Below are 19,012 nucleotides of genomic sequence, written 5' to 3'. Positions count from 1 at the left end.
AAGTAACTGAAAAGTTATATACTTATGGAAACAGTACCGCACCCCAGGCAATTAATAGGCGAGCTGCGCTCTAATTTACACATAAAAAAACCGACCTCATAAGAGGCCGGTTCTATTGGTTCTGCTAGGCAGTTTACCCTTTAAGTATGGTATTTAAACCAAGCTTAGAAGTGGTAACGTGCGCCAGTCAGCCAGTAAACGTCTTCTTTCAGTGAATCGAAGTTATCGCCAATGCTGGATTCGTCACTGCTAACACTAGAATCACCATCAGCGACTTCAACGAAGACGTCGAAATTGCTGGATACATTGTAGTAAGTACCTGCTGCCCACGCATGTCGAGTATCGTCACTTTCAAGGTCTACATTATAGTAGTCAAGAGCGAATGCCCAAGGACCCGTCGTAAAAGTGCCGCCTACACCAATTTTATCGTAGCCATTTTCACCAGTAGCGCTAGGTGTATAATCAGAGTTGTTGTCACGAGTTTCGTAACCTAAACGAGCAGTGAACTGATCGGTGAAGTCGTAAGAACCGATCAAGCCGTAGAGCATTTCACCGTTGCCGCCATCACCATCTTCAACATCGTCAACAAAACCTAGGCCGATGGTCACAGGTCCTTGGGCGTAACGAACGGCACCCTGGGCTGCCACTTCAGAATCTTCATCTTCAAGGCTTCCCTCCACTGCGCCGCGCGAACTGTAGTGCTTAGCTTGCAGGGCAGCAGTAAAACCGTTCATGTCGGGTGTGTAGTAACCGATAGAGTCGCCGCGCGATTGTTTCGGGTGACCAGCAAACTCTAGACCACGATCGATTTGCCAGTAAAATGGCAGAGAAACAAACTGGTTGTAGAAGCTGTCAAAGTTACCAGCCTGGAAAGTACCGAACTGATCGCTTTGTAAACCCAGGTATGCTTGGCGCGTTTCAGAGAAGGCATCAAAGTTGTTACCGTTGCGGTTACCAGATTCGTCCGCACGGAAACGCCACTCAAGACGACCAAAAGCAGTCAGGTCACGTGAAACGTCATGGCTCATGCGTAGGCCAAGGCGTGAGAAGACGTCTACAAATTCAGCGTCATTATTAATACGCTGACCGGAACCATTAAACTCTTCGCCGCCACCAGCAATACCCATGGCGATACGGCCATAGACATCCAGCCTAGTACCGTCTTGGTCATAAACGGTTGCAGCTTGGGCTGCTGCGGAGGCGCCCATGGCACCGATGATAGCAGTCGCTAGAAGTGTCTTTTTCATGATTTTAATTCCTTAGCTCGTATACTGTTTCGATCGTTACTGCTCGACTCTTAATAAGTCGGCAGGTGGCTTTTGCGGGCCATGCTCTTTTTCCATCCCCGGTTTTTCCCGGTGGTATGCGGCATGTCCTCAACTAAGCCTTGTTATAGTCCAATGCTCGCAAGGCAAACTCTATACTGGGATCCCAGAGAACGCAATAGAAAAAAAACAGTGTTTCTTTACTATTTGCATTTTTTTATGGAACCCCTGCGCTCAGGCCTGGTCTCAGCGCCCTTTGAATTTTTGCTGCAAGCCTAGCAATTTGTCTTCTAAGCTAAGCGGCTTATGCGATTCACTTTTTTCACTTTCAGCCTGCTCTACCGCCACTTGCCGGGGCTTTGGGGCAACAGGTTTTGATTTGGATGGGCTTTTCTTAGGTTGTTCGTTCTCTTTTTTTTCGCCGCGTTTTTCTGATGCATGCTGCGCTGCCTCTTTATCAACCTTACCGGCAGGCTGGCCGTCTAAATCTACCCGCTCAGCGCCTACACGCACGGCTTTTATATAGCGGGGAAGGTTTACGTAGTTGGCCAGTGCGCGACGAATCAGCTTATTGGGCCACTCTTCGCGCTCCGCCAAGTCTTGGTGAATACCTACTTTGAGCGGTTTGGTATGGCCTTTAAAGAACGCTTTTGGATAGCGTTCATACCATTGATTAAGCAGTGCATGCGGCGAAGGTGCTTGGGCAGATTCAGCTGTTTGAACTGTTTGTGCTATTTCGGCAGGCCCCTCTTGTTCGTTATGCTCTGGTACAGCTTGTGGAGCGGACGCTGCTGGTTCAGAGATTGCCTGGGCAGACGCTTCGCTCTTAGTGACCATTGGTTCAGGAGCACCTTCGCGGTGGGATTCAGCGGTGGCCGCCCTCTCCTGGCCTGGCTCGCTTGGCTCTGGAGCATTTTGCAGCGCCAACTGCTGCATTAGCCGCTGGTTTTCTTCGCGCAGGGCTTGCAGCTCAGCTTGTGTGCGTTCAAGACGCGCTTCTAAGTCATCTAAAATATTCATTAAGCTGGCGGCCATAACCTTCTCCTTTGACCTTTTCAGTCGGCGATACGCTCGTAGACCACAAAATCGTAGTTTGGCTGCCCTTCTGCTGGCTGCCCCGCTACGCGCTGTACTTCTTGCCATTCGCTGAGTGCGAAGTCAGGAAACGTGGCGTCGCCTTCTACGTCGATATCCACTTCCGTGATGTAAAGCCGCTGAGCAAAGGGTAGCGCTTGGCGGTAAATCTCTCCGCCCCCCATCACCATGATCTCTTCTGCCGCCTCTATAGTGGCATGCTGGTCGGCCAGTTCCAGCGCTGCGGGCAAGTCGTGGCAAACACGCAAGCCTTCCTCGCTGAAATCGGGATTGCGGGTAACGACTACGTTCAGCCGATTCGGCAGCGGTTTGCCAATAGAGGCATAAGTTTTCCGGCCCATGACCAAGGGCTTAGCCTGGGTAATACGTTTGAAGAACTTGAGATCTTCCGGCAGGTACCAGGGTAGCTTGCCCTCGACACCAATCACTCGGTTTTTTGCCATGGCCACGATCATTGCTACTGGCACCAGGGAATCGAAGCTATCGCTTGCGTGGCTCATACCGCGACCTCGGCTTTGATGTGTGGGTGCGCTTCGTATCCTTCGATCTGAATGTCTTCAAAGCGGAACGCGAACAGGTCATCAACGTCTGGATTGAGCACGAGCGTTGGCGCAGCGTTGGGCGTACGCGTGAGCTGCTCTTTGGCCTGTTCTAGATGGTTACTGTACAAATGCGCATCGCCAAGGGTGTGAATAAACTCCCCCGGCTGAAGGCCGGTCACCTGTGCCACCATGGTCAGTAGCAAGGCGTAGCTAGCGATGTTAAACGGTACACCGAGGAAAATATCGGCGCTGCGCTGATAGAGCTGGCACGAGAGTTTTCCATTGGCAACATAAAACTGGAACAGGCAGTGACACGGCGGTAGCTGCATTTCATCGACCTGGGCTGGGTTCCAGGCGGAAACAATCAGTCGGCGCGACTGTGGCGAGGTACGAATTTGCTCCAACACCTTGGCAATCTGGTCAACGCTGCCACCTTTTGGGTCAGGCCAACTACGCCACTGGTAGCCGTAAACGGGACCTAGGTCGCCCTTTTCATCTGCCCATTCGTCCCATATCCGCACGCCGTTCTCTTTCAAGTAGGCGATGTTGGTGTCGCCTTTCAGGAACCATAGAAGTTCGTGAATAATAGAGCGAAGGTGCAGTTTTTTAGTGGTAATGAGCGGAAAACCACGCGATAAATCGAAACGCATTTGATGGCCAAACACGGAACGCGTACCCACGCCTGTGCGGTCGTGGCGGTCAACGCCATGCTCCAAAACGGTTTGCATCAAGTCTAAATAGGGTTGCTCAAGCGCGGGCGTTGGTACAGTCACAGAATTTCCAAATTAACAGGCGGTGTAGCCGTTTATTCTAGGTGGTGGGGTCATAAGGGGCAATGCGAAGATTACCCCTGTTTTTAACCAGTTAGCTAAGCGCTCTTTTTTCTACACTTTTTGGATTTTCACATCCACTGGCTGGGAGCGTGACCAGGCGATAATGAATAGGCCCAGGGCAATCATGGGGAGGCTGAGCAGCATACCCATGGTGAACCAGCCAAACGCAAGATAGCCAATATGGGCATCGGGCATGCGGACAAACTCGACCATAAAGCGGAAAACGCCGTAGCAGACTAAAAACAGCCCGGATAGAAAGCCGCGAGATGTGGGCTTGGCGGAGACCCACCAGAGAATAGCGAACAGCACAACGCCTTCCAGCAAAGCTTCATAGAGTGCGGATGGGTGGCGCGGTTCAGGCGCCATACCGGGAAACGGCATGCCCCAGGGCAGCGAGGTCACGCGCCCCGGTAGCTCGTGGTTGATAAAGTTGCCGATGCGCCCCGCCCCCAAACCGATGGGTACCAAGGGGGCAATAAAGTCAGTCAGGGTTAAGAAGGCTAGCTGTTTGCGCCGAGCGAATATCCAGGCCGCCAGCAGTACGCCGAGTAGGCCTCCGTGAAAGCTCATGCCGCCATCCCATACGCGGAAGATCCACAGCGGGTCGGCTGTCCACTGCCCTAGCCCGTAGAACAGCGCGTAACCTAAGCGCCCACCTGCCACCACCCCGATCGCACAGTAGAAAAGCAAATCGCCGATATCATCATTATTGAGGCCGAGGCGCGATGCCCGCCGACAACCAAGCCACCATGCTGCGACAAAACCCACTACGTACATCAAGCCATACCAATGGACTTGCAGCGGCCCTAAGGAGATCGCCACTGGGTCAATCGTCGGGTAATTAATCATTTACACTCTCTACTCTGACCAAAGGGAATTTTCACTCACGAATCACTAAAGCGCCCACACCATTAGCTAGCGAGCAAGTTTAACGCCTAAGCGGGCAAATGGAACGCTGGTGGCAACAATACTGAAAAACGCAAACCACATCTCAACGCCAGCTCCTAACTCCGAGCGACAGCGACTAGGATTCATTGATCGAACGCGACGACGAGGGTCATTCGGGACGATGGTCATGCAGGAGGTATCGGTTTAAACGTGCCAGGAAACCAGTGGCTAATCATGCTGAGAAGAGTTTCAGGTTGGTACGGCTTGGCAAGCAGGTCATCCATACCGGCTGTTAGGCAGGCATCACGCCCGGCGTTGTCGACGTTGGCCGTCAGCGCAACCAGCACGCTTTGACTACCACTATGGGTGCGCTCATATTCACGCCAACGCCGCGTGGTCTCAAGCCCATCCAAGGTGGGCATAAAAATGTCCATAAACACCAGGTCGAAAAAGGCGCCTTGCTGGCGTTCAAGCGCCTGTTCGCCGCTACTTACACCTTCGACTTGAAGACCCTGGGTTTCCAGCATTTGCCGCGCCAGCATTAAATTCACCGGCCCATCATCAACCACCAGCACACGTAAATTAGCACTTCCCTTCACCATGCTTTCCTCAGCAGTATGCTGAACAAGGTTAGCCAATAGCGCACGAATATCTGACAGCCGCTCGCTCACATCCATAATATTTTGCCGACAACTATCGGTAATATCGTTTTCGGCCATTGCATTTAAGTGCTCAAACAAGCTGTCAGTTTCACGCTGGAGCAGGATGAGATAACCCGACTTTAAACGTGACTCTTCCCGCGCTCTGTCACGCCCCGCCATTAAGTGTTTGAGCTGCCGCTGCTGATGTTGAAGGTCGTCCAGTAGCGTTTGTTCATGCTCATGCTGGGTGCTTTTAGTGGCGGCATTAGCCACTTTCGAGTAGTTGATGCGGCGCTTAAGCCCGGCTAGCATGTCGTTAACGCTGGCCAGACGCTGCAGGGGAAGATGAGATTCGTCGGAAGCATCCGGCGAGGAGCATTGTTGCTCAAGCTGCGCACGTTCAGCGGTGGCGCACAGTATCTGACTGTGCCGTTCAAGCTCGGCGAGCTCTTGCATGAAACGAATATCGTTACGTCGACTACGCGCTTTGAGCAGCATTAGGAAGGCGCCGACATTCAAACTGCTACCGATGAGCAGGGCGGCCATTAACCATAGCAGGGTGCTCCAGGAAGCGTAACTTGGCGACACCCACCAGACCATTGCACCAACTACCAGGCAGAGCACAATCAGTGCCGCTTGTAAAAGCAGTAACGGCCACAACAGCGGCCACACAATGGCGTTCCAAAAGTGCTCCCTTTGATAGCGTTGCATGATCTCGCCTTCCTCTTGGCCGAATGGCCGCTGATAACGTGACCGCTGTTTAACCGCTGAGATACCTGCCACTATGACGGCACTCACACCCTATGGGTGGTAATTTATACTACTAACCTGATACTGATAGCAGTGTACGTCTATGCTTCGTTACTGTCATGCTGCTCTTGCGTTGAACGTATTTCACCCTTTTCGCCTATGAGTTTGTTATGTGCTTGATATCGTTTGCTTGGCAACCCGGCACGCCGACACCTTTGCGGCTGATGGGCAACCGCGATGAGTTCCATGTACGCCCTACCGCGCCACTTGCGCAGTGGAAAGATAACCCTGCCATTATCGGTGGTCGTGATTTGGAGGCTGGTGGCTCGTGGCTGGCTGCCAAGCGTGGCGGTGTCGTAGCAGCCTTGACCAATGTACGCGATTTACAACTGAGCGTGCCCCCCGGCGCGCCTAGCCGTGGCGAACTGGTCGCGAACGCCCTGCAGTGTGACGATATTAACGCGTGGCTCACCAAGCTTGGTCAAGGCGGGGCATTACGCTATGCAGGCTTTAACTTGTTAGTTGCCACGCCACAGCGGATGTGGCATTTGCACCGTGGTCGTGACCGCCTAGCCTTAAGCGAGGTGGCCCCCGGCGTGCATGGCCTCTCCAATGCCGACCTTAACTCCCCCTGGCCAAAGCTTTTACATGTGCGTAGTGCACTCGAACATACGCTTTTCCAAGAAGGCCCAGTTCAAGCCTGGCCTCACATCGTGCAGCGCGCGATGCAAAATCCTCAGGAGGCTGCGGTGGAGGAGTTACCGGATACCGGTGTGGGGCTTGAATTGGAGCGTCAGCTATCGGCGGCGTTTATTGTTGGCGAGCGATATGGCACCCGTGCCACTTCGTGGCTGACGTTAGACGCCCAAGGGAATATCGACATTAGCGAGCAGCGCTTCGGGCCGCTGGGGCGCTTTGAGGGTGAAACCACCCTGGCGCTTCCCAGCGACTCATTGGTATCTGCGTCCTAGTCGCGTGGAGGCATCAAATGCGCCAACTGCCACTCATCTAAACGCTGATCTAAATGCGCATGTACTTGGGCAGGTGTATCCAGCCCCATCACTTCTTTGAGCAGCTGCTGGGCATCGGTAAATGGTACTCGGCGGATTGCCGCGCGTACTTTGGGTAGGCTGGGCGCGTTCATGGATAGGCTGGTAAAGCCCATTGCCATCAGCAGCAGCGCCCCAGCCGGGTCACCGGCTAATTCACCGCATAAAGAAATGGGTTTATTAAGCCGCGTAGCGTCGTTGGCAAGTTCCAGAAGCGCACCGAGCAGCGCTGGGTGCAGGGCATCGTACAGACTCGATACCCGTGGGTTATTGCGGTCTACCGCCAGCAAGTACTGGGTAAGATCGTTGCTGCCTACGGAGAAAAAGTCGACTCGCTTCGCCAGCGCGTCCATTTGGTAGATAGTGGCGGGTACTTCAATCATGACGCCGACCTTGGGTCTTACGACGGTAATACCCTCTTCGCCCAGCTCTAGAATGGCACGATCCAGCAGCCTCAGCGCTTCATCTACCTCTTCGACATTGGTGATCATCGGGAAGAGGACGTACAGGTTATCCAGATCAATGGAGGCTTTAAGCATCGCGCGAAGCTGCACCATCAGCACTTCGGGATGATCCAGCGTTACGCGCATGCCGCGCCAGCCAAGGAAAGGATTGGCCTCTTCAATCGGGAAATAAGGCAGATCTTTGTCGCCACCAATATCCAGAGTACGCATCACCACTGGCAGCGGCGCAAAGCCTTCAAGCTGGTCGCGATAGAGTTTGGTTTGCTCTTTTTCGCCGGGAAACCGCTCGGTAATCATAAACGGCACTTCGGTACGGTAGAGCCCCACTCCCCCGATACGACTTTTAAGCAGCGCGGTGGCATCGACCGCTAACCCGGTATTCACCATTAGCGGCATGGCGTGGCCGTCGGGGGTAGCGCTGGGTAGATCTTGCTCGTGTTCTAACAGCTCGCTAAGCGCAATCTCTTCAGCAATCAGACTTTCATAGCGTGCTTTCAGTTCAGGCGCTGGGCGTACGAACAGACGGCCACGGTGACCATCCAGCACCACTGGTGCACCACCTAGGCGCGGCAGCGGTAAATCCACCATGCCCAGCACCGTAGGAATGCCCATGGCGCGGGCGACAATTGCCACGTGGGATGTGCTGGAGCCGCGCACCGAGACCAGACCTTTGAGCTTGTCGCGGGGGACTTCTCCCAGCATGGCCACGCTGATCTCATCGCCGACCAAAATCGCGTTATCGGGGTAGGTTTCCGGCGTGGACGGCGTATCTTCCTGCAGGTGCGCTAGCACCCGGCGGCCCAGGTCGCGAATATCGGCGGCGCGCTCACGCAGGTAGTTATCGTCGACGCGCTCTAAGTACTGCACGTGGCGGCGCACTACATCTGCGAGCGCCCCAGGTGCCCACTGCCCTTCGCGAATGCGCTTTTCCACTTCATCGGCCAGCGCCGCTTCGCCAAGCATTTGTTGGTAGACATCAAACAGCGCCAGCTCCTGTGCAGAGATACGGCTTGCCAAGCGCTCGGCCGCCGCACGAATTTCGCTGCGCGTTTTACCGATCGCCTCCTTTAAGCGCGCTACCTCATAGTCCTGATCGCTTGGAATGAGATCAGGCACGCTATTGAGATCGGATGGAGGGGTAATCACCACCGCCTCCCCCATGGCCATCCCTGGCGAGGCAGCCACACCTTTAAACATTGCCTGCCCACCGGCAAGCGCCGGGCGTAACAGATTCCCTGTGGCTAAAGCGTGGGCTAATACCCCCGCCAACTGCGCAGCCATGGTGACCAGGAAGGCTTCATCTTCATCGTCGTAGCGGCGTTTTTCGGCTTGCTGAACAACCAGCACGCCGAGCATCAGCCGCTGGTGAATGATAGGTACGCCCAAAAAGCTGGAGTAGCGCTCTTCTCCAGTGGCTTCAAAATAGCGGAACTGCGGGTGGGTCTGGGCGTCCTCGAGGTTAAGCGGCTCGCTGCGTTTGGCTACCAAACCCACCAGGCCTTCGCCTATCGGCAGGACTACGCGCCCTACTGCTTGGGTACGCAGACCAATGGTTTCCATCAATACCAGCGACTCAAGCTCCTTATCGTAGAGGTAGAAGGAGCACACGTCGGTCTGCATCGCTTTACGAATTCGGCGTACCATCGTGGACAGCGCGGCGTCGAGGTTGCGCGCGCCATTCACTTCCTGAATCACCCGGCGCAGCACCTCAAGCATGGACGTTTTACTTTTCACTATTATTTGCCTCGCTGAGGAATTTCCTGGCAGACTGCCGCTGCCCTACCTTGGGCAGCGGCCCGTCGCCCTAATCTTCATCCTGTGCCAGGCGCTGAACGCGGGGAGACAACTCTCGCAGCGCGCGCCGATATACCTCTCGCTTAAAAGGCACCACCTGCCCTAGCGGGTACCAGTAGCTCACCCACCGCCACCCATCGAACTCGGGTGTGGGGGTTGCCGTCATACAGATCTGGCTTTCCTGGCAACGGATTTTAAGTAAAAACCACTTCTGCTTCTGGCCTATACAGACCGGACGCGAATGTGTGCGAATCATACGTCGTGGCAGACGGTAGCGTAGCCAGCCCCGGGTGCAGGCAACAATATCAACATCGTCGGCGGTTAGGCCGATCTCTTCGAAAAGCTCACGAAAAAGCGCTTCTTGTGGCGTCTCGCTTGCATTGATGCCCCCCTGGGGAAATTGCCACGCATTTTGTCCTACCCGACGCGCCCAAAGCAGCTGCCCCTGGCTATTGGCAATGATGATGCCAACATTGGGGCGAAAGCCGTCAGCGTCGATCACGGACATCACCTTATAAATTTTCAGTTGTCCCCATTTTTCCACAAGGGTGACAAGCGTATCAATACAATATAACGCTAAGTGGTGAATGCTTACTTTGTATTAGCCTTATCGCTGGTGGGAATGACCGTGCGACTCTGCGATAATCCGCGTCCGCTATTTGCCTTAACAACGGCTTTTACACCAACACTAACCGCTTACTACCACTGACTAAAAAAGGGGAGCGCCGTGAGTCTGGCCATTTTCGATTTGGATAATACGCTGCTATCCATCGACAGCGATCATGCCTGGGGCGAGTTTTTACTCGAACAAGGGGCCGTCGACCCGGTCGCTTACCGGGAAGCCAATGAACGTTTCATGGCCGATTACAACGCGGGCACTCTGGATATGGCCGCCTTTTTGAAAATGGCGCTTAAGCCCTTGGCCGATAACTCCCCTGAGCAGCTTTCGGCGTGGCACCAGCAGTTTATGGCCAGCAAAATCGAGCCAAACATCCTGCCCAAAGCGGAAGAGCTGCTGGCCCGTCACCGCACTAAAGGCGACACGCTGCTGATTATTACCGCCACTAACCGCTTTATTACCGCGCCGATTGCTGAGCGCTTGGGTGTCGATCACTTGATTGCGGTGAATCCGGAAGTGGAACAGGGCCGTTACACCGGCCGTGTTTCCGGCACGCTGAGCTACCGCGAAGGCAAAGTCACCCGCCTAGAGCAGTGGCTGAAAGACCAAGACCTGAGCATGGAAGGCGCCTGGTTCTACAGCGACTCGCACAATGATTTACCGCTACTAGAAATAGTCGAGCATCCTGTCGCTGTTGACCCCGATGACACTCTGCGCAATGTCGCCGAAGAGCGCCAGTGGCGTATTATGACTTTGCGGGATTGAGGTGGTAAATATTTAACGGCTCAGAAGCGTATCAAGCGAGATCACGTTGCCAGCATGTTTTTCTGCTAACTTGACGTCGTCAGTAACCAACGTAGATGCTGCCACCATTGCGGAGGCAGAGATAATACTATCCGGCAGCTTCATCTGAGTACTACGTCGCACCTTGATGGTTTCAGTTTTGACCTGATAATCCAGCTCTACTCTTGTCAACTGACCCAGTATCGCCTTAATGGCATGCTCTTCCTCTGCTAGCAAACCAGGAAAAGCCAGAAGCTCAAGCTCAGTGATGACAGAGTAGGCGTAATGGGCTGAAGGCAGGAGCAACTGACGCTCAATGGCATTAATGAAGACGTTGGTATCAAGAAGATAGCTACCACTCATCCCGCAGATTCCTTTGGTATTCGACTCCATCCTGAGCGACCAAGGAAGGGGCTTTTACAGACGTAAAGTCTATCCCATGCTGTTTAACAGAAGCCTTTTCCTCCAGTGTATTTTCATACAGCACCACAATTCTGGCATGCTGGTTCATTAAATACCCATATTCATCGGGAATTTTGACCACTCCATCCTTAATATCAGTCTCAAATTCTATCGCATGCATCGTAAACTCCTTGCACCCAATTTATTCATCTAGCCATTTGACACTCTTTCTGCCAAAAATTCGAGTAACTAAAAGAGTAGGTCTCACAACTAGCCCCAACAAAAAACCCCGCAAGTTTATGCTTGCGGGGTTTGCGTTGACTGCCGCTAATATAAAAGCGTCAGCAGGCGCGTTTAGCCGAGCAGGTGCTCGACGGCTGCACGCTCTTCGCGTAGTTCTTTCTCAGTGGCTTTCATCTTCTCTTCGCTGAAAGCATCAATTTCGAAGCCTTGAACGATTTCATACTTGCCACCCTGACAGCGAACCGGGTAGGAGTAGATGATGCCTTCTTCAATGCCGTAGCTGCCGTCAGACGGAATTGCCATGCTGACGATACCTTTGGAGCCCAGCGCCCAGTCGTGCATGTGGTCGATGGCTGAAGAGGCAGCAGAAGCGGCAGAAGAAGCGCCACGTGCTTTGATGATTGCCGCGCCGCGCTGCTGCACGGTGGGGATGAAGTCGTTTTCGTACCAGTCGCGCTCAACCAGATCGAACGCCGCTTTGCCGTCGACTTTGCACTGGGCCAGATCCGGATACTGGGTGGCACTGTGGTTGCCCCAGATGATCATGTTTTCGACGTCAGTGACGTGCTTGCCGGTTTTCTGTGCCAGCTGGGTTAGGGCGCGGTTGTGGTCCAGGCGCGTCATCGCGGTGAACTGACCAGCGTCCAGATCCGGCGCGTTGCAGGAAGCAATCAGCGCGTTGGTGTTAGCCGGGTTACCCACGACCAGCACTTTCACATCGCGACTAGCGTGGTCGTTCAGCGCTTTACCTTGAACGGAGAAGATCGCGGCGTTGGCTTCCAGCAGATCTTTACGCTCCATGCCTGGACCACGCGGACGCGCACCTACCAACAGGGCGAAGTCAGCGTCTTTAAACGCGACGTTCGGGTCATCAGTCGCGACGATGTCTTGAACCAGCGGGAAAGCACAGTCGTTAACTTCCATTACCACGCCGTTCAGGGCGTCCATTGCCTGGGGAATTTCCAGCAGCTGGAGAATGACAGGCTGATCCGGCCCCAACATGTCGCCAGCGGCGATGCGGAAAATAAGAGAGTAGCTGATCTGACCGGCACCGCCGGTAATCGCAATACGTACTGGATCTTTCATCATTGCTCCTTGATAGGTTCGCCTAGGGATGGTTCTCGCCTGAGGGGTGGCTCAACAGAACTCAAGACGCAAAGATGGTATGCCCAGTTGGGCAAAAACTCAATCAGACAAGAGACGACTACCCATTTACCGTACTTACCATTCTCGTCGCGGCCTGCCACTCGCTGAAAAGGCCGAGTTGCGCTATGGTATCTTCGGCTTAATGCCCTCCTTTCTTGTAATGCTAAGGACATGGACGCCCCCATGCGACGAATTCCCTTCTCTTATGCCTTGGCTAGCCTACTGGTGCTGGCGTTGGTGATATGGCTCGCCTTTGGTAATTTCCAGCGTTTTCAGACCATGGCACCGGAAGCTGCCCCCCGTAACGAATCGGGGCCACGGGTCGAAGTGGTAGAACAGCAGAGTACGCCGTTTATTCCCCAACAGATCATTCAAGGCCAGTTGACCGCCCAGCGCGAAACCACCCTGCGTGCCAACGTCGCAGGCTTTGTTGTTGAAAAGCCGGTGGCCCAAGGTAGCCGCGTTGAGGCGGGTGATACGCTGCTGATCCTGGATAACGACGCCCTGCCTGAACAACTGCAGCAGGCCCGTGACGAGCTAGCGGTCGCTGAAGCGGAGTATGCCGGGGCGCGCAACCTGCGCCAGCGGGAGCTGATTTCGCAGCCCGAGCTTTTGCGCCTGCAGAGTTCGCTCAGCGCCAGCGCCGCTTCGGTGGCTCAACTGCAGAAGCAATTGGATGACAGCCGCCCCACTGCGCCTTTCGATGGTGTGATCGATCGCGTGCAGGTAGAGGTAGGTGACCTATTACAGCCCGGAGAAGAGTGGGCCCAGTTGGTGGACGACCGCCGCTTGAAGGGTGCCGCCTGGGTGTCTCAGCAGCAGGTAGGCGATTTGAGCGAGGGATTGCCGATCACCGCACGATTACTCAATGGCGACCACCTGGAAGGCGAGCTGACTTTTATCAGCCACCGCGCAGAAGAGGCCACGCGCACTTTTTACATCGAAGCTACGCTGGATAACCCTGCCGGTAAACGTCTAGCGGGTGGTAGCGCGGAACTGACAATTACGCTGCCACCCCGCCAGGTGCACACCCTGTCGCCTGCCCTGCTCAGCTTGAACAGTGAGGGCCAACTGGCCGTCAAACATCTGGATGAAAACGATCAGGTGCAGCAGACCACTGTGGAGCTGGTGAGTGCCGATACGCAGCGCGCCTACGTGACCGGCCTACCCGACCCGCTACGCCTCATTACGCTAGGCGCAGGCATGGTGGATACCGGCGAAACGGTGACACCTGTGCCTGCTGAAGAGGCAATTATTTCACAGCCGGCGGAACAGGATAGCGTTCATGCGCCAGTTGATTAATGCAGCGCTAGCCCACTCCCGTACGACATTACTGCTGCTGGTGAGCCTGCTGCTGGCGGGCATCGCTGCTTGGCAGATGATCCCTAAAGAAGCCAATCCCGACGTCACCATCCCGATGATTTACGTTTCGCTGTCGTTGGAGGGTGTCAGCCCCGAGGATGGCGAGCGGCTGCTGATACGCCCCATGGAGCAGGAACTGCGCGGTATTGAGGGACTGCGCAAGTTTACCGCCCAGTCCAGCGAAGGCCATGGTTCGATTACGCTGGAGTTCGACCCTGGCTTTGACCCCGATACCGCGCTAACCGACGTTCGTGATCGCGTGGATATTGCCCGTAGCGAGCTGCCTGACGAGGCCGATGAGCCGCGGGTCATGGAAGTCAATGTATCCGAGTTTCCGGTGTTAACTATCGGCCTCTCCGGGCAACTGGATACCCGCGAACGCATGACGATTGCCCGGCGACTGCAGGAGGAGATCGAAGGCATCGCCGATGTGCTGGAAGTGGACATAGCCGGTGAGAGGGAAGACCTGCTGGAAATCGTCGTAGATCCGCTGGTGCTCGAGAGCTATGGGGTCGATTTCGACACGCTGTTCAACCAGGTGTCGCGCAATAACCGCTTGGTGGCAGCAGGCAGTTTGGATACTGGCGCGGGGCGCTTGGCCTTAAAAGTCCCCGGCATTATTGAGTCCCTTGACGATGTCATGAATATGCCGGTCAAGGTGGATGAGGATCGCGTCGTCACCTTTGGTGATGTGGCGTGGATCAACCCTACCTACAAAGACCCCGAAGGCTTTGCCCGTATTGATGATCAGCCTGCGGTGGTGTTGGAAGTTTCCAAACGTGCCGGGGCTAATATCATCGCCACCATTGACGCAGTGCGTGAGCGCCTGGCGGAAGCCGATGATTTATTGCCTGAGCAGCTTCGCTTCACGACCATTCTCGATGAGTCGACCACCGTTGAAAACATGCTCTCTGAGCTACTCAACAACGTGCTTACCGCTGTGGTGCTGGTGCTAATTGTGGTGGTCGCGGTGATGGGCTGGCGTATGGCGCTGTTGGTAGGCTTGACCATTCCCGGCGCCTTCTTAACCGGCATTCTGCTGGTGTGGGCATTTGGATTTACGCTCAATATCGTGGTGCTGTTTGCGCTCATTCTGGTAGCCGGCATGTTGGTCGACGGCGCGATTGTGGTGAGTGAACTTGCCGACCGCTATCTCCACGATGGTCAAACGCCCCATCAAGCGTGGCTCAATGCTGCCTCGCGAATGAGTTGGCCGGTGATTGCCTCGACGGCCACTACGCTGGCGGTATTTATTCCCCTGCTGTTCTGGCCCGGCGTAGTGGGGCAGTTTATGAAGTACCTGCCCGCCACGGTGATTTTATGCTTGCTGGCATCGCTGGCCATGGCGCTGGTGTTCTTGCCTACCCTAGGGCGCTTGTTTACCCGCACCGACACGAAGCAATCAACGACTAACAATGATGAGGCTACAACGTCCTTTGGGCGTGGCTATCGCCACCTGCTGACCAGGCTGCTTAAGCACCCTGCCTGGGTGCTGCTGGTCACCGTGCTATTAATGGTGTTGCTGTATACCGGCTACGCGCGTTTCAACCACGGTGTCGACTTTTTCCCCAACGTAGAGCCGGATAGTGCCCAGGTATTGGTACGCGCCCGCGGCGACTTCTCCGCCGTGGAGACCGATGCCATTGTACAGCGGGTAGAAGCGAAGCTATCCGGCATGAGCGAAGTGAGAGCGCTTTATGCGCGCTCGTTTGCAGTGCCTAACGAGCAGATGGGTAGTGATGTGATTGGCATGCTGCAGTTCCAGTTTATCGACTGGCATGAGCGGCGCCCTGCCCAGGCTATTCTGGATGATATGGCCGAGCGCGCTCGGGATATTCCCGGCATTACCCTGGAGTTCCAGGAGCAGGAAATGGGCCCTGGCGGCGGAAAACCCATCGTACTGGAGGTGAGCGCTACGAATCCTGACGTCGCTGATGCAGGCGTTAACCAGTTAGCGCAGTTAATGCGCGAACTGGGTGGTTTTACCGACATTCAGGATAACCGCAGCCTGCCCGGCGTGGAGTGGCAGGTGAATATGGACCGCGAAGCCGCGGCGCGCATGGGCACCGATGTCACGACCATTGGTAGCGCGGTGCAATTGCTGACCACGGGCCTGCAGGTGGCGAGCTATCGTCCGCCCGAAGTCAGCGATGAAGTGGATATCCGCGTTCGCCTGCCGCAAAACTGGCGTTCGCTGGATCAGCTGGAACGCTTGACCATCAACACCCAGCGGGGACAGGTGCCTATCTCGCATTTTGTGACCCTTGAACCGGCACCCAAGGTGGGCACCCTTAACCGTATCGACGGCCGCCGGGCGATTACCATTGATGCGGATCTCGCTCCCGGTTTTCTTGCCGATGAGCGCCTGCGGCGCTGCTAGAGGCGGGTCGCGATAGCTTGCCTGATGGCTTAATGGTCAATGCCGCCGGTGAGCAGGAGGATCAGCAGGAGTCGATGCAGTTCCTGGCCAGCGCGTTCATGATTGCGATTGGCCTGATGGCGCTGATTCTGGTGACTCAGTTCAACAGCTTCTATCAGGCGGGATTGGTGCTTTCGGCGATTGTATTCTCCACCGCGGGCGTGCTCATGGGCCTGCTGATTACCGGCCAGGCGTTCGGCATTGTCATGGTGGGCATGGGCGTGATTGCCCTGGCGGGTATCGTGGTTAATAATAATATCGTGTTGATCGACACCTACAACGAGCTGCGCGGCCAAGGCATGACGCCCGGCGAGGCCGCCCTGGAAGCAGGCTGCTTACGCCTTCGCCCGGTGCTGTTAACGGCGATTACCACGGTTTTAGGTCTGATGCCGATGGTGCTGGGGATCAATGTCGATCTGTTTACCCCTGCCCTTGGCTTTAATGCGCCCTCCGCCCAGTGGTGGACGCAAATGTCGAGCGCCATCGCCGGTGGCCTCACCTTCGGCACCGCACTAACGCTGCTGCTTACCCCCTGCATGCTGGTGATTGGGGGTAAGTTGCGGCGTGAGAGAACCGCGAGCTAAAGCTGTCCTTCCCCAGCCAAATGAGAATATTAAGCGGGGGCTTTGGCGTGCTCGGGGCTATGGGCGGCGTGTAAGCGTGCGATCAGCTGGTCTTCCAGCGCGAAGCGTTCGGTAAGGCCACGCGCTAGACGGTCGATCCAGGCAGGCAAACGGGCAATATTTTGCTCGCAGCGAAGGGTAGAGCCGAAATCGGTATCAAACTCCAGAACCATCTCGGTTGACATTTCCAGACGCTCAAGCAACTTCTCTGCGATAACTAACGCAGCCTCATCACCAAAGGCCTGCGCCTCTTCCGATAGCTGAGGATAAATCTCAAAGTGACCGGCGCTGATGTAGTCCATCAATAGCTCACTGAAGGTATCAATGGGTGCTTTGCTCACCGCTTCCAGTTCAGCGTCACACGCCTCTTTTAGCTCAATAAAGCTGACTAACAACTGACGACGCTGATCCAGCCAGCGGTCGATCAGAGCATGCACGCCTCCCCAGCGCTCCAGGGCATTTTTGCAATCTTCGAGCATGGGGTTTCTCCTTAAACTCACCGATTTAACGACCATTAGCCGGTCTAAATAACGAGTAGGCTTAGAGTCGCGCCTACACCTACCTCTGTCAATCCCAGCAGGCGCGGTTTCCTTGGTACAAAGGGTTCATTAATAATAACCCTTTCTTCTATAGCTAATAACCAGCGCCCTCATACCAGCTCATACCAACTGGCTTGGCTTGACCTTGCCTGAAATGATGCTCTCACTTTAGCGCCAGTATTGCGAGCAAAGCCGTATGCAACGTATGCCAAGCAGATAACGCACCGGGCTGTAGCCTTATGACGACACCGTTCTCTCGATAGGCTATAACATGGCTTGCTCTAAACCAGTAGCGACCAAATGGCCGCTGAGTTTGTTGTTCTAAACGATATTTTTCAGCAAGATGACATTCGTTAAAAAATGCGGCAAGGGTTAATTAAAACAAGGAAATTACCATGAAAATGCTATCCCGCTTTGGCCTTGGCTTACTGCTCTCTTCAAGCGTGCTAAGCGCACATGCTGAAGACGTCAAAATTGGTATGATCACCACGCTTTCAGGCGGGGGCTCGCACCTGGGCGTGGACGTTCGCGATGGCTTTATGCTGGCGCTCGAGCAGTCGGGCCGGGACGATGTGGAAGTGCTGATCCAGGATGACGCTAGACGCCCGGATCTGGCGCGCAGCTTGTCTAATGAGTTCATGCAGCGAGATGAGGTCGATATTCTGACCGGGATTATCTGGTCGAACCTGGCGATGGCGGTCGTACCGTCAGTGGTGCGTCAGGGCACCTTCTACCTCTCCCCCAATGCCGGCCCTTCCGACCTGGCTGGCCGCATGTGCCACGAAAACTACTTTAACGTGGCGTATCAGAACGACAACCTGCATGGCGCCATGGGTGCCTACATGCGCGAACAGGGTTATGAGCGTCCGATCATCATGGCGCCCAACTACCCGGCGGGCACCGATGCACTGGCGGGCTTCAAGCACCTTTATGAGGGTGAAGTCGTCGGTGAGCTCTATACCCAAATGGGCCAGACCGACTACGCGGCCGAAATCGCTCAGATTCGCGATAGCGATGCCGACAGCCTGTTTTTCTTCCTGCCCGGCGGCATGGGCATTTCGTTTATGAAGCAGTGGGAAAGCTCGGGCGTTGACATGCCGATCTTTGGCGCGGCGTTCTCGTTTGATGAAATTCTTATCAAAGCGGTCGGCAGTGCTGCGATTGGTGCCCGCAATACATCACTGTGGGCCTACGATCTGGAAAACGAAGCCAACGACCGCTTCGTCGAGGGCTTCCAAGCCGCCTATGACCGCATGCCGACGCTCTACGCGGCACAGGGTTATGACACTGCCAATCTGATTCTCAGCGCGCTGGAAACTGCCCACCCCGATGACAAAGATGCCTTCCGCGAAGCACTGCGGGCCGCTGACTTTGATAGCGTGCGCGGTGAGTTCCGCTTTGGCCCCAACCAGCACCCCATCCAGGATATTTATGTACGTGAAGTGGTGGAAGGTGATGATGGCGAGCCCACCAATCGCCTGATCGGTGTGGCGATTGAAGATATCCAGGATGTCTACTACGAGCAGTGCGACATGTAAGCTGGCCTCGGCTGGGT

At 55.0% G+C, this 19,012-nt stretch carries 16 protein-coding genes and 1 pseudogene; 5 read left to right on the top strand and 12 right to left on the bottom strand.

Going from position 1 to position 19,012, the window contains the following annotated elements; genetic code table 11:
- Nucleotides 1-164: 164 nt before the first annotated feature.
- The 6 genes from ACWI0H_RS07465 to ACWI0H_RS07440 form a co-directional block, all read right to left on the bottom strand.
- Nucleotides 165-1,247 carry a porin gene (locus ACWI0H_RS07465; RefSeq protein WP_485875811.1) on the bottom strand — a complete coding sequence of 361 codons (1,083 nt, stop codon included), beginning with the start codon at nucleotides 1,245-1,247 and terminating at the stop codon, nucleotides 165-167.
- A gap of 264 nt (nucleotides 1,248-1,511) precedes the next feature.
- Complete coding sequence (locus tag ACWI0H_RS07460) at nucleotides 1,512-2,300, bottom strand: ProQ/FINO family protein (protein ID WP_485875810.1); 789 nt, start codon at nucleotides 2,298-2,300, stop codon at nucleotides 1,512-1,514.
- Between the two features lie 20 nt (nucleotides 2,301-2,320).
- Nucleotides 2,321-2,860, bottom strand: coding sequence for a dihydrofolate reductase (locus ACWI0H_RS07455; RefSeq protein ID WP_485875809.1), 540 nt, complete (start codon nucleotides 2,858-2,860; stop codon nucleotides 2,321-2,323).
- Nucleotides 2,857-3,630: a thymidylate synthase gene (locus ACWI0H_RS07450; protein WP_485876174.1), complete on the bottom strand. Its 774-nt coding sequence runs from the start codon at nucleotides 3,628-3,630 to the stop codon at nucleotides 2,857-2,859. The genes ACWI0H_RS07455 and ACWI0H_RS07450 overlap by 4 nt, the downstream gene beginning before the upstream one ends.
- A gap of 156 nt (nucleotides 3,631-3,786) precedes the next feature.
- On the bottom strand, nucleotides 3,787-4,584 hold the full coding sequence (lgt, locus tag ACWI0H_RS07445) for a prolipoprotein diacylglyceryl transferase (protein WP_485875808.1): 798 nt from the start codon (nucleotides 4,582-4,584) through the stop codon (nucleotides 3,787-3,789).
- A 224-nt stretch (nucleotides 4,585-4,808) separates the two neighbouring features.
- Nucleotides 4,809-5,975, bottom strand: a complete 1,167-nt coding sequence (locus ACWI0H_RS07440; protein WP_485875807.1) for a response regulator — start codon at nucleotides 5,973-5,975, stop codon at nucleotides 4,809-4,811.
- A gap of 209 nt (nucleotides 5,976-6,184) precedes the next feature.
- Between ACWI0H_RS07440 and ACWI0H_RS07435 the strand changes: the two genes are divergently transcribed.
- Nucleotides 6,185-6,985 carry an NRDE family protein gene (locus tag ACWI0H_RS07435; protein ID WP_336274641.1) on the top strand — a complete coding sequence of 267 codons (801 nt, stop codon included), beginning with the start codon at nucleotides 6,185-6,187 and terminating at the stop codon, nucleotides 6,983-6,985.
- Here the strand turns inward: ACWI0H_RS07435 and ptsP are convergent.
- The gene (ptsP, locus tag ACWI0H_RS07430; protein ID WP_336274659.1) at nucleotides 6,982-9,243 is read right to left on the bottom strand and encodes a phosphoenolpyruvate--protein phosphotransferase; all 2,262 of its coding nucleotides are present in this window, start codon (nucleotides 9,241-9,243) and stop codon (nucleotides 6,982-6,984) included. The genes ACWI0H_RS07435 and ptsP overlap by 4 nt on opposite strands.
- 88 nt (nucleotides 9,244-9,331) lie before the next feature.
- Entirely contained in the window at nucleotides 9,332-9,823 is a 492-nt protein-coding gene (locus tag ACWI0H_RS07425; RefSeq protein WP_240716294.1) for an RNA pyrophosphohydrolase, read from the bottom strand.
- A 225-nt stretch (nucleotides 9,824-10,048) separates the two neighbouring features.
- Between ACWI0H_RS07425 and ACWI0H_RS07420 the strand changes: the two genes are divergently transcribed.
- Nucleotides 10,049-10,705 carry a histidinol-phosphatase gene (locus ACWI0H_RS07420; RefSeq protein ID WP_336274642.1) on the top strand — a complete coding sequence of 219 codons (657 nt, stop codon included), beginning with the start codon at nucleotides 10,049-10,051 and terminating at the stop codon, nucleotides 10,703-10,705.
- Between the two features lie 12 nt (nucleotides 10,706-10,717).
- On the opposite strand, the gene ACWI0H_RS07415 is transcribed toward ACWI0H_RS07420, so the two are convergent.
- The 3 genes from ACWI0H_RS07415 to ACWI0H_RS07405 form a co-directional block, all read right to left on the bottom strand.
- The gene (locus ACWI0H_RS07415; RefSeq protein WP_485875806.1) at nucleotides 10,718-11,086 is read right to left on the bottom strand and encodes a type II toxin-antitoxin system VapC family toxin; all 369 of its coding nucleotides are present in this window, start codon (nucleotides 11,084-11,086) and stop codon (nucleotides 10,718-10,720) included.
- Nucleotides 11,076-11,306 (bottom strand): hypothetical protein, encoded by a 231-nt coding sequence (locus tag ACWI0H_RS07410; RefSeq protein ID WP_176302808.1) that lies wholly within the window; start codon nucleotides 11,304-11,306, stop codon nucleotides 11,076-11,078. The genes ACWI0H_RS07415 and ACWI0H_RS07410 overlap by 11 nt, the downstream gene beginning before the upstream one ends.
- A 173-nt stretch (nucleotides 11,307-11,479) precedes the next feature.
- On the bottom strand, nucleotides 11,480-12,454 hold the full coding sequence (locus tag ACWI0H_RS07405) for a malate dehydrogenase (RefSeq protein ID WP_101145309.1): 975 nt from the start codon (nucleotides 12,452-12,454) through the stop codon (nucleotides 11,480-11,482).
- A 243-nt stretch (nucleotides 12,455-12,697) separates the two neighbouring features.
- Between ACWI0H_RS07405 and ACWI0H_RS07400 the strand changes: the two genes are divergently transcribed.
- Nucleotides 12,698-13,816, top strand: coding sequence for an efflux RND transporter periplasmic adaptor subunit (locus ACWI0H_RS07400; RefSeq protein WP_485875805.1), 1,119 nt, complete (start codon nucleotides 12,698-12,700; stop codon nucleotides 13,814-13,816).
- Nucleotides 13,800-16,879 (top strand): annotated as a pseudogene (locus ACWI0H_RS07395) (efflux RND transporter permease subunit). The gene ACWI0H_RS07400 and the pseudogene ACWI0H_RS07395 overlap by 17 nt, the downstream one beginning before the upstream one ends.
- A gap of 29 nt (nucleotides 16,880-16,908) precedes the next feature.
- Here the strand turns inward: ACWI0H_RS07395 and rsd are convergent.
- A complete protein-coding gene (gene rsd / locus ACWI0H_RS07390) occupies nucleotides 16,909-17,397 on the bottom strand; it encodes a sigma D regulator (RefSeq protein WP_336274646.1) in 489 nt (162 codons plus the stop codon).
- Between the two features lie 455 nt (nucleotides 17,398-17,852).
- On the opposite strand from rsd, the gene ACWI0H_RS07385 reads away from it, so the two are divergent.
- Nucleotides 17,853-18,995, top strand: coding sequence for an ABC transporter substrate-binding protein (locus tag ACWI0H_RS07385; protein ID WP_336274647.1), 1,143 nt, complete (start codon nucleotides 17,853-17,855; stop codon nucleotides 18,993-18,995).
- Nucleotides 18,996-19,012 lie beyond the last annotated feature (17 nt).

Source organism: Halomonas sp. NYA30 (assembly GCF_976980765.1).
Note: the sequence above shows the minus strand (reverse complement) of the source record. Positions and strands in the feature narration are given on the sequence as shown.

What these genes read in the sequence shown, in the direction of transcription:
- ACWI0H_RS07465 (WP_485875811.1), bottom strand. Translation starts at nt 1,247, where the DNA reads ATGAAAAAGACACTTCTAGCGACTGCTATCATCGGTGCCATGGGCGCC.
- ACWI0H_RS07460 (WP_485875810.1), bottom strand. Translation starts at nt 2,300, where the DNA reads ATGGCCGCCAGCTTAATGAATATTTTAGATGACTTAGAAGCGCGTCTT.
- ACWI0H_RS07455 (WP_485875809.1), bottom strand. Translation starts at nt 2,860, where the DNA reads ATGAGCCACGCAAGCGATAGCTTCGATTCCCTGGTGCCAGTAGCAATG.
- ACWI0H_RS07450 (WP_485876174.1), bottom strand. Translation starts at nt 3,630, where the DNA reads ATGCAAACCGTTTTGGAGCATGGCGTTGACCGCCACGACCGCACAGGC.
- lgt (WP_485875808.1), bottom strand. Translation starts at nt 4,584, where the DNA reads ATGATTAATTACCCGACGATTGACCCAGTGGCGATCTCCTTAGGGCCG.
- ACWI0H_RS07440 (WP_485875807.1), bottom strand. Translation starts at nt 5,975, where the DNA reads ATGCAACGCTATCAAAGGGAGCACTTTTGGAACGCCATTGTGTGGCCG.
- ACWI0H_RS07435 (WP_336274641.1), top strand. Translation starts at nt 6,185, where the DNA reads ATGTGCTTGATATCGTTTGCTTGGCAACCCGGCACGCCGACACCTTTG.
- ptsP (WP_336274659.1), bottom strand. Translation starts at nt 9,243, where the DNA reads ATGCTTGAGGTGCTGCGCCGGGTGATTCAGGAAGTGAATGGCGCGCGC.
- ACWI0H_RS07415 (WP_485875806.1), bottom strand. Translation starts at nt 11,086, where the DNA reads ATGAGTGGTAGCTATCTTCTTGATACCAACGTCTTCATTAATGCCATT.
- ACWI0H_RS07410 (WP_176302808.1), bottom strand. Translation starts at nt 11,306, where the DNA reads ATGCATGCGATAGAATTTGAGACTGATATTAAGGATGGAGTGGTCAAA.
- ACWI0H_RS07405 (WP_101145309.1), bottom strand. Translation starts at nt 12,454, where the DNA reads ATGAAAGATCCAGTACGTATTGCGATTACCGGCGGTGCCGGTCAGATC.
- ACWI0H_RS07400 (WP_485875805.1), top strand. Translation starts at nt 12,698, where the DNA reads ATGCGACGAATTCCCTTCTCTTATGCCTTGGCTAGCCTACTGGTGCTG.
- rsd (WP_336274646.1), bottom strand. Translation starts at nt 17,397, where the DNA reads ATGCTCGAAGATTGCAAAAATGCCCTGGAGCGCTGGGGAGGCGTGCAT.
- ACWI0H_RS07385 (WP_336274647.1), top strand. Translation starts at nt 17,853, where the DNA reads ATGAAAATGCTATCCCGCTTTGGCCTTGGCTTACTGCTCTCTTCAAGC.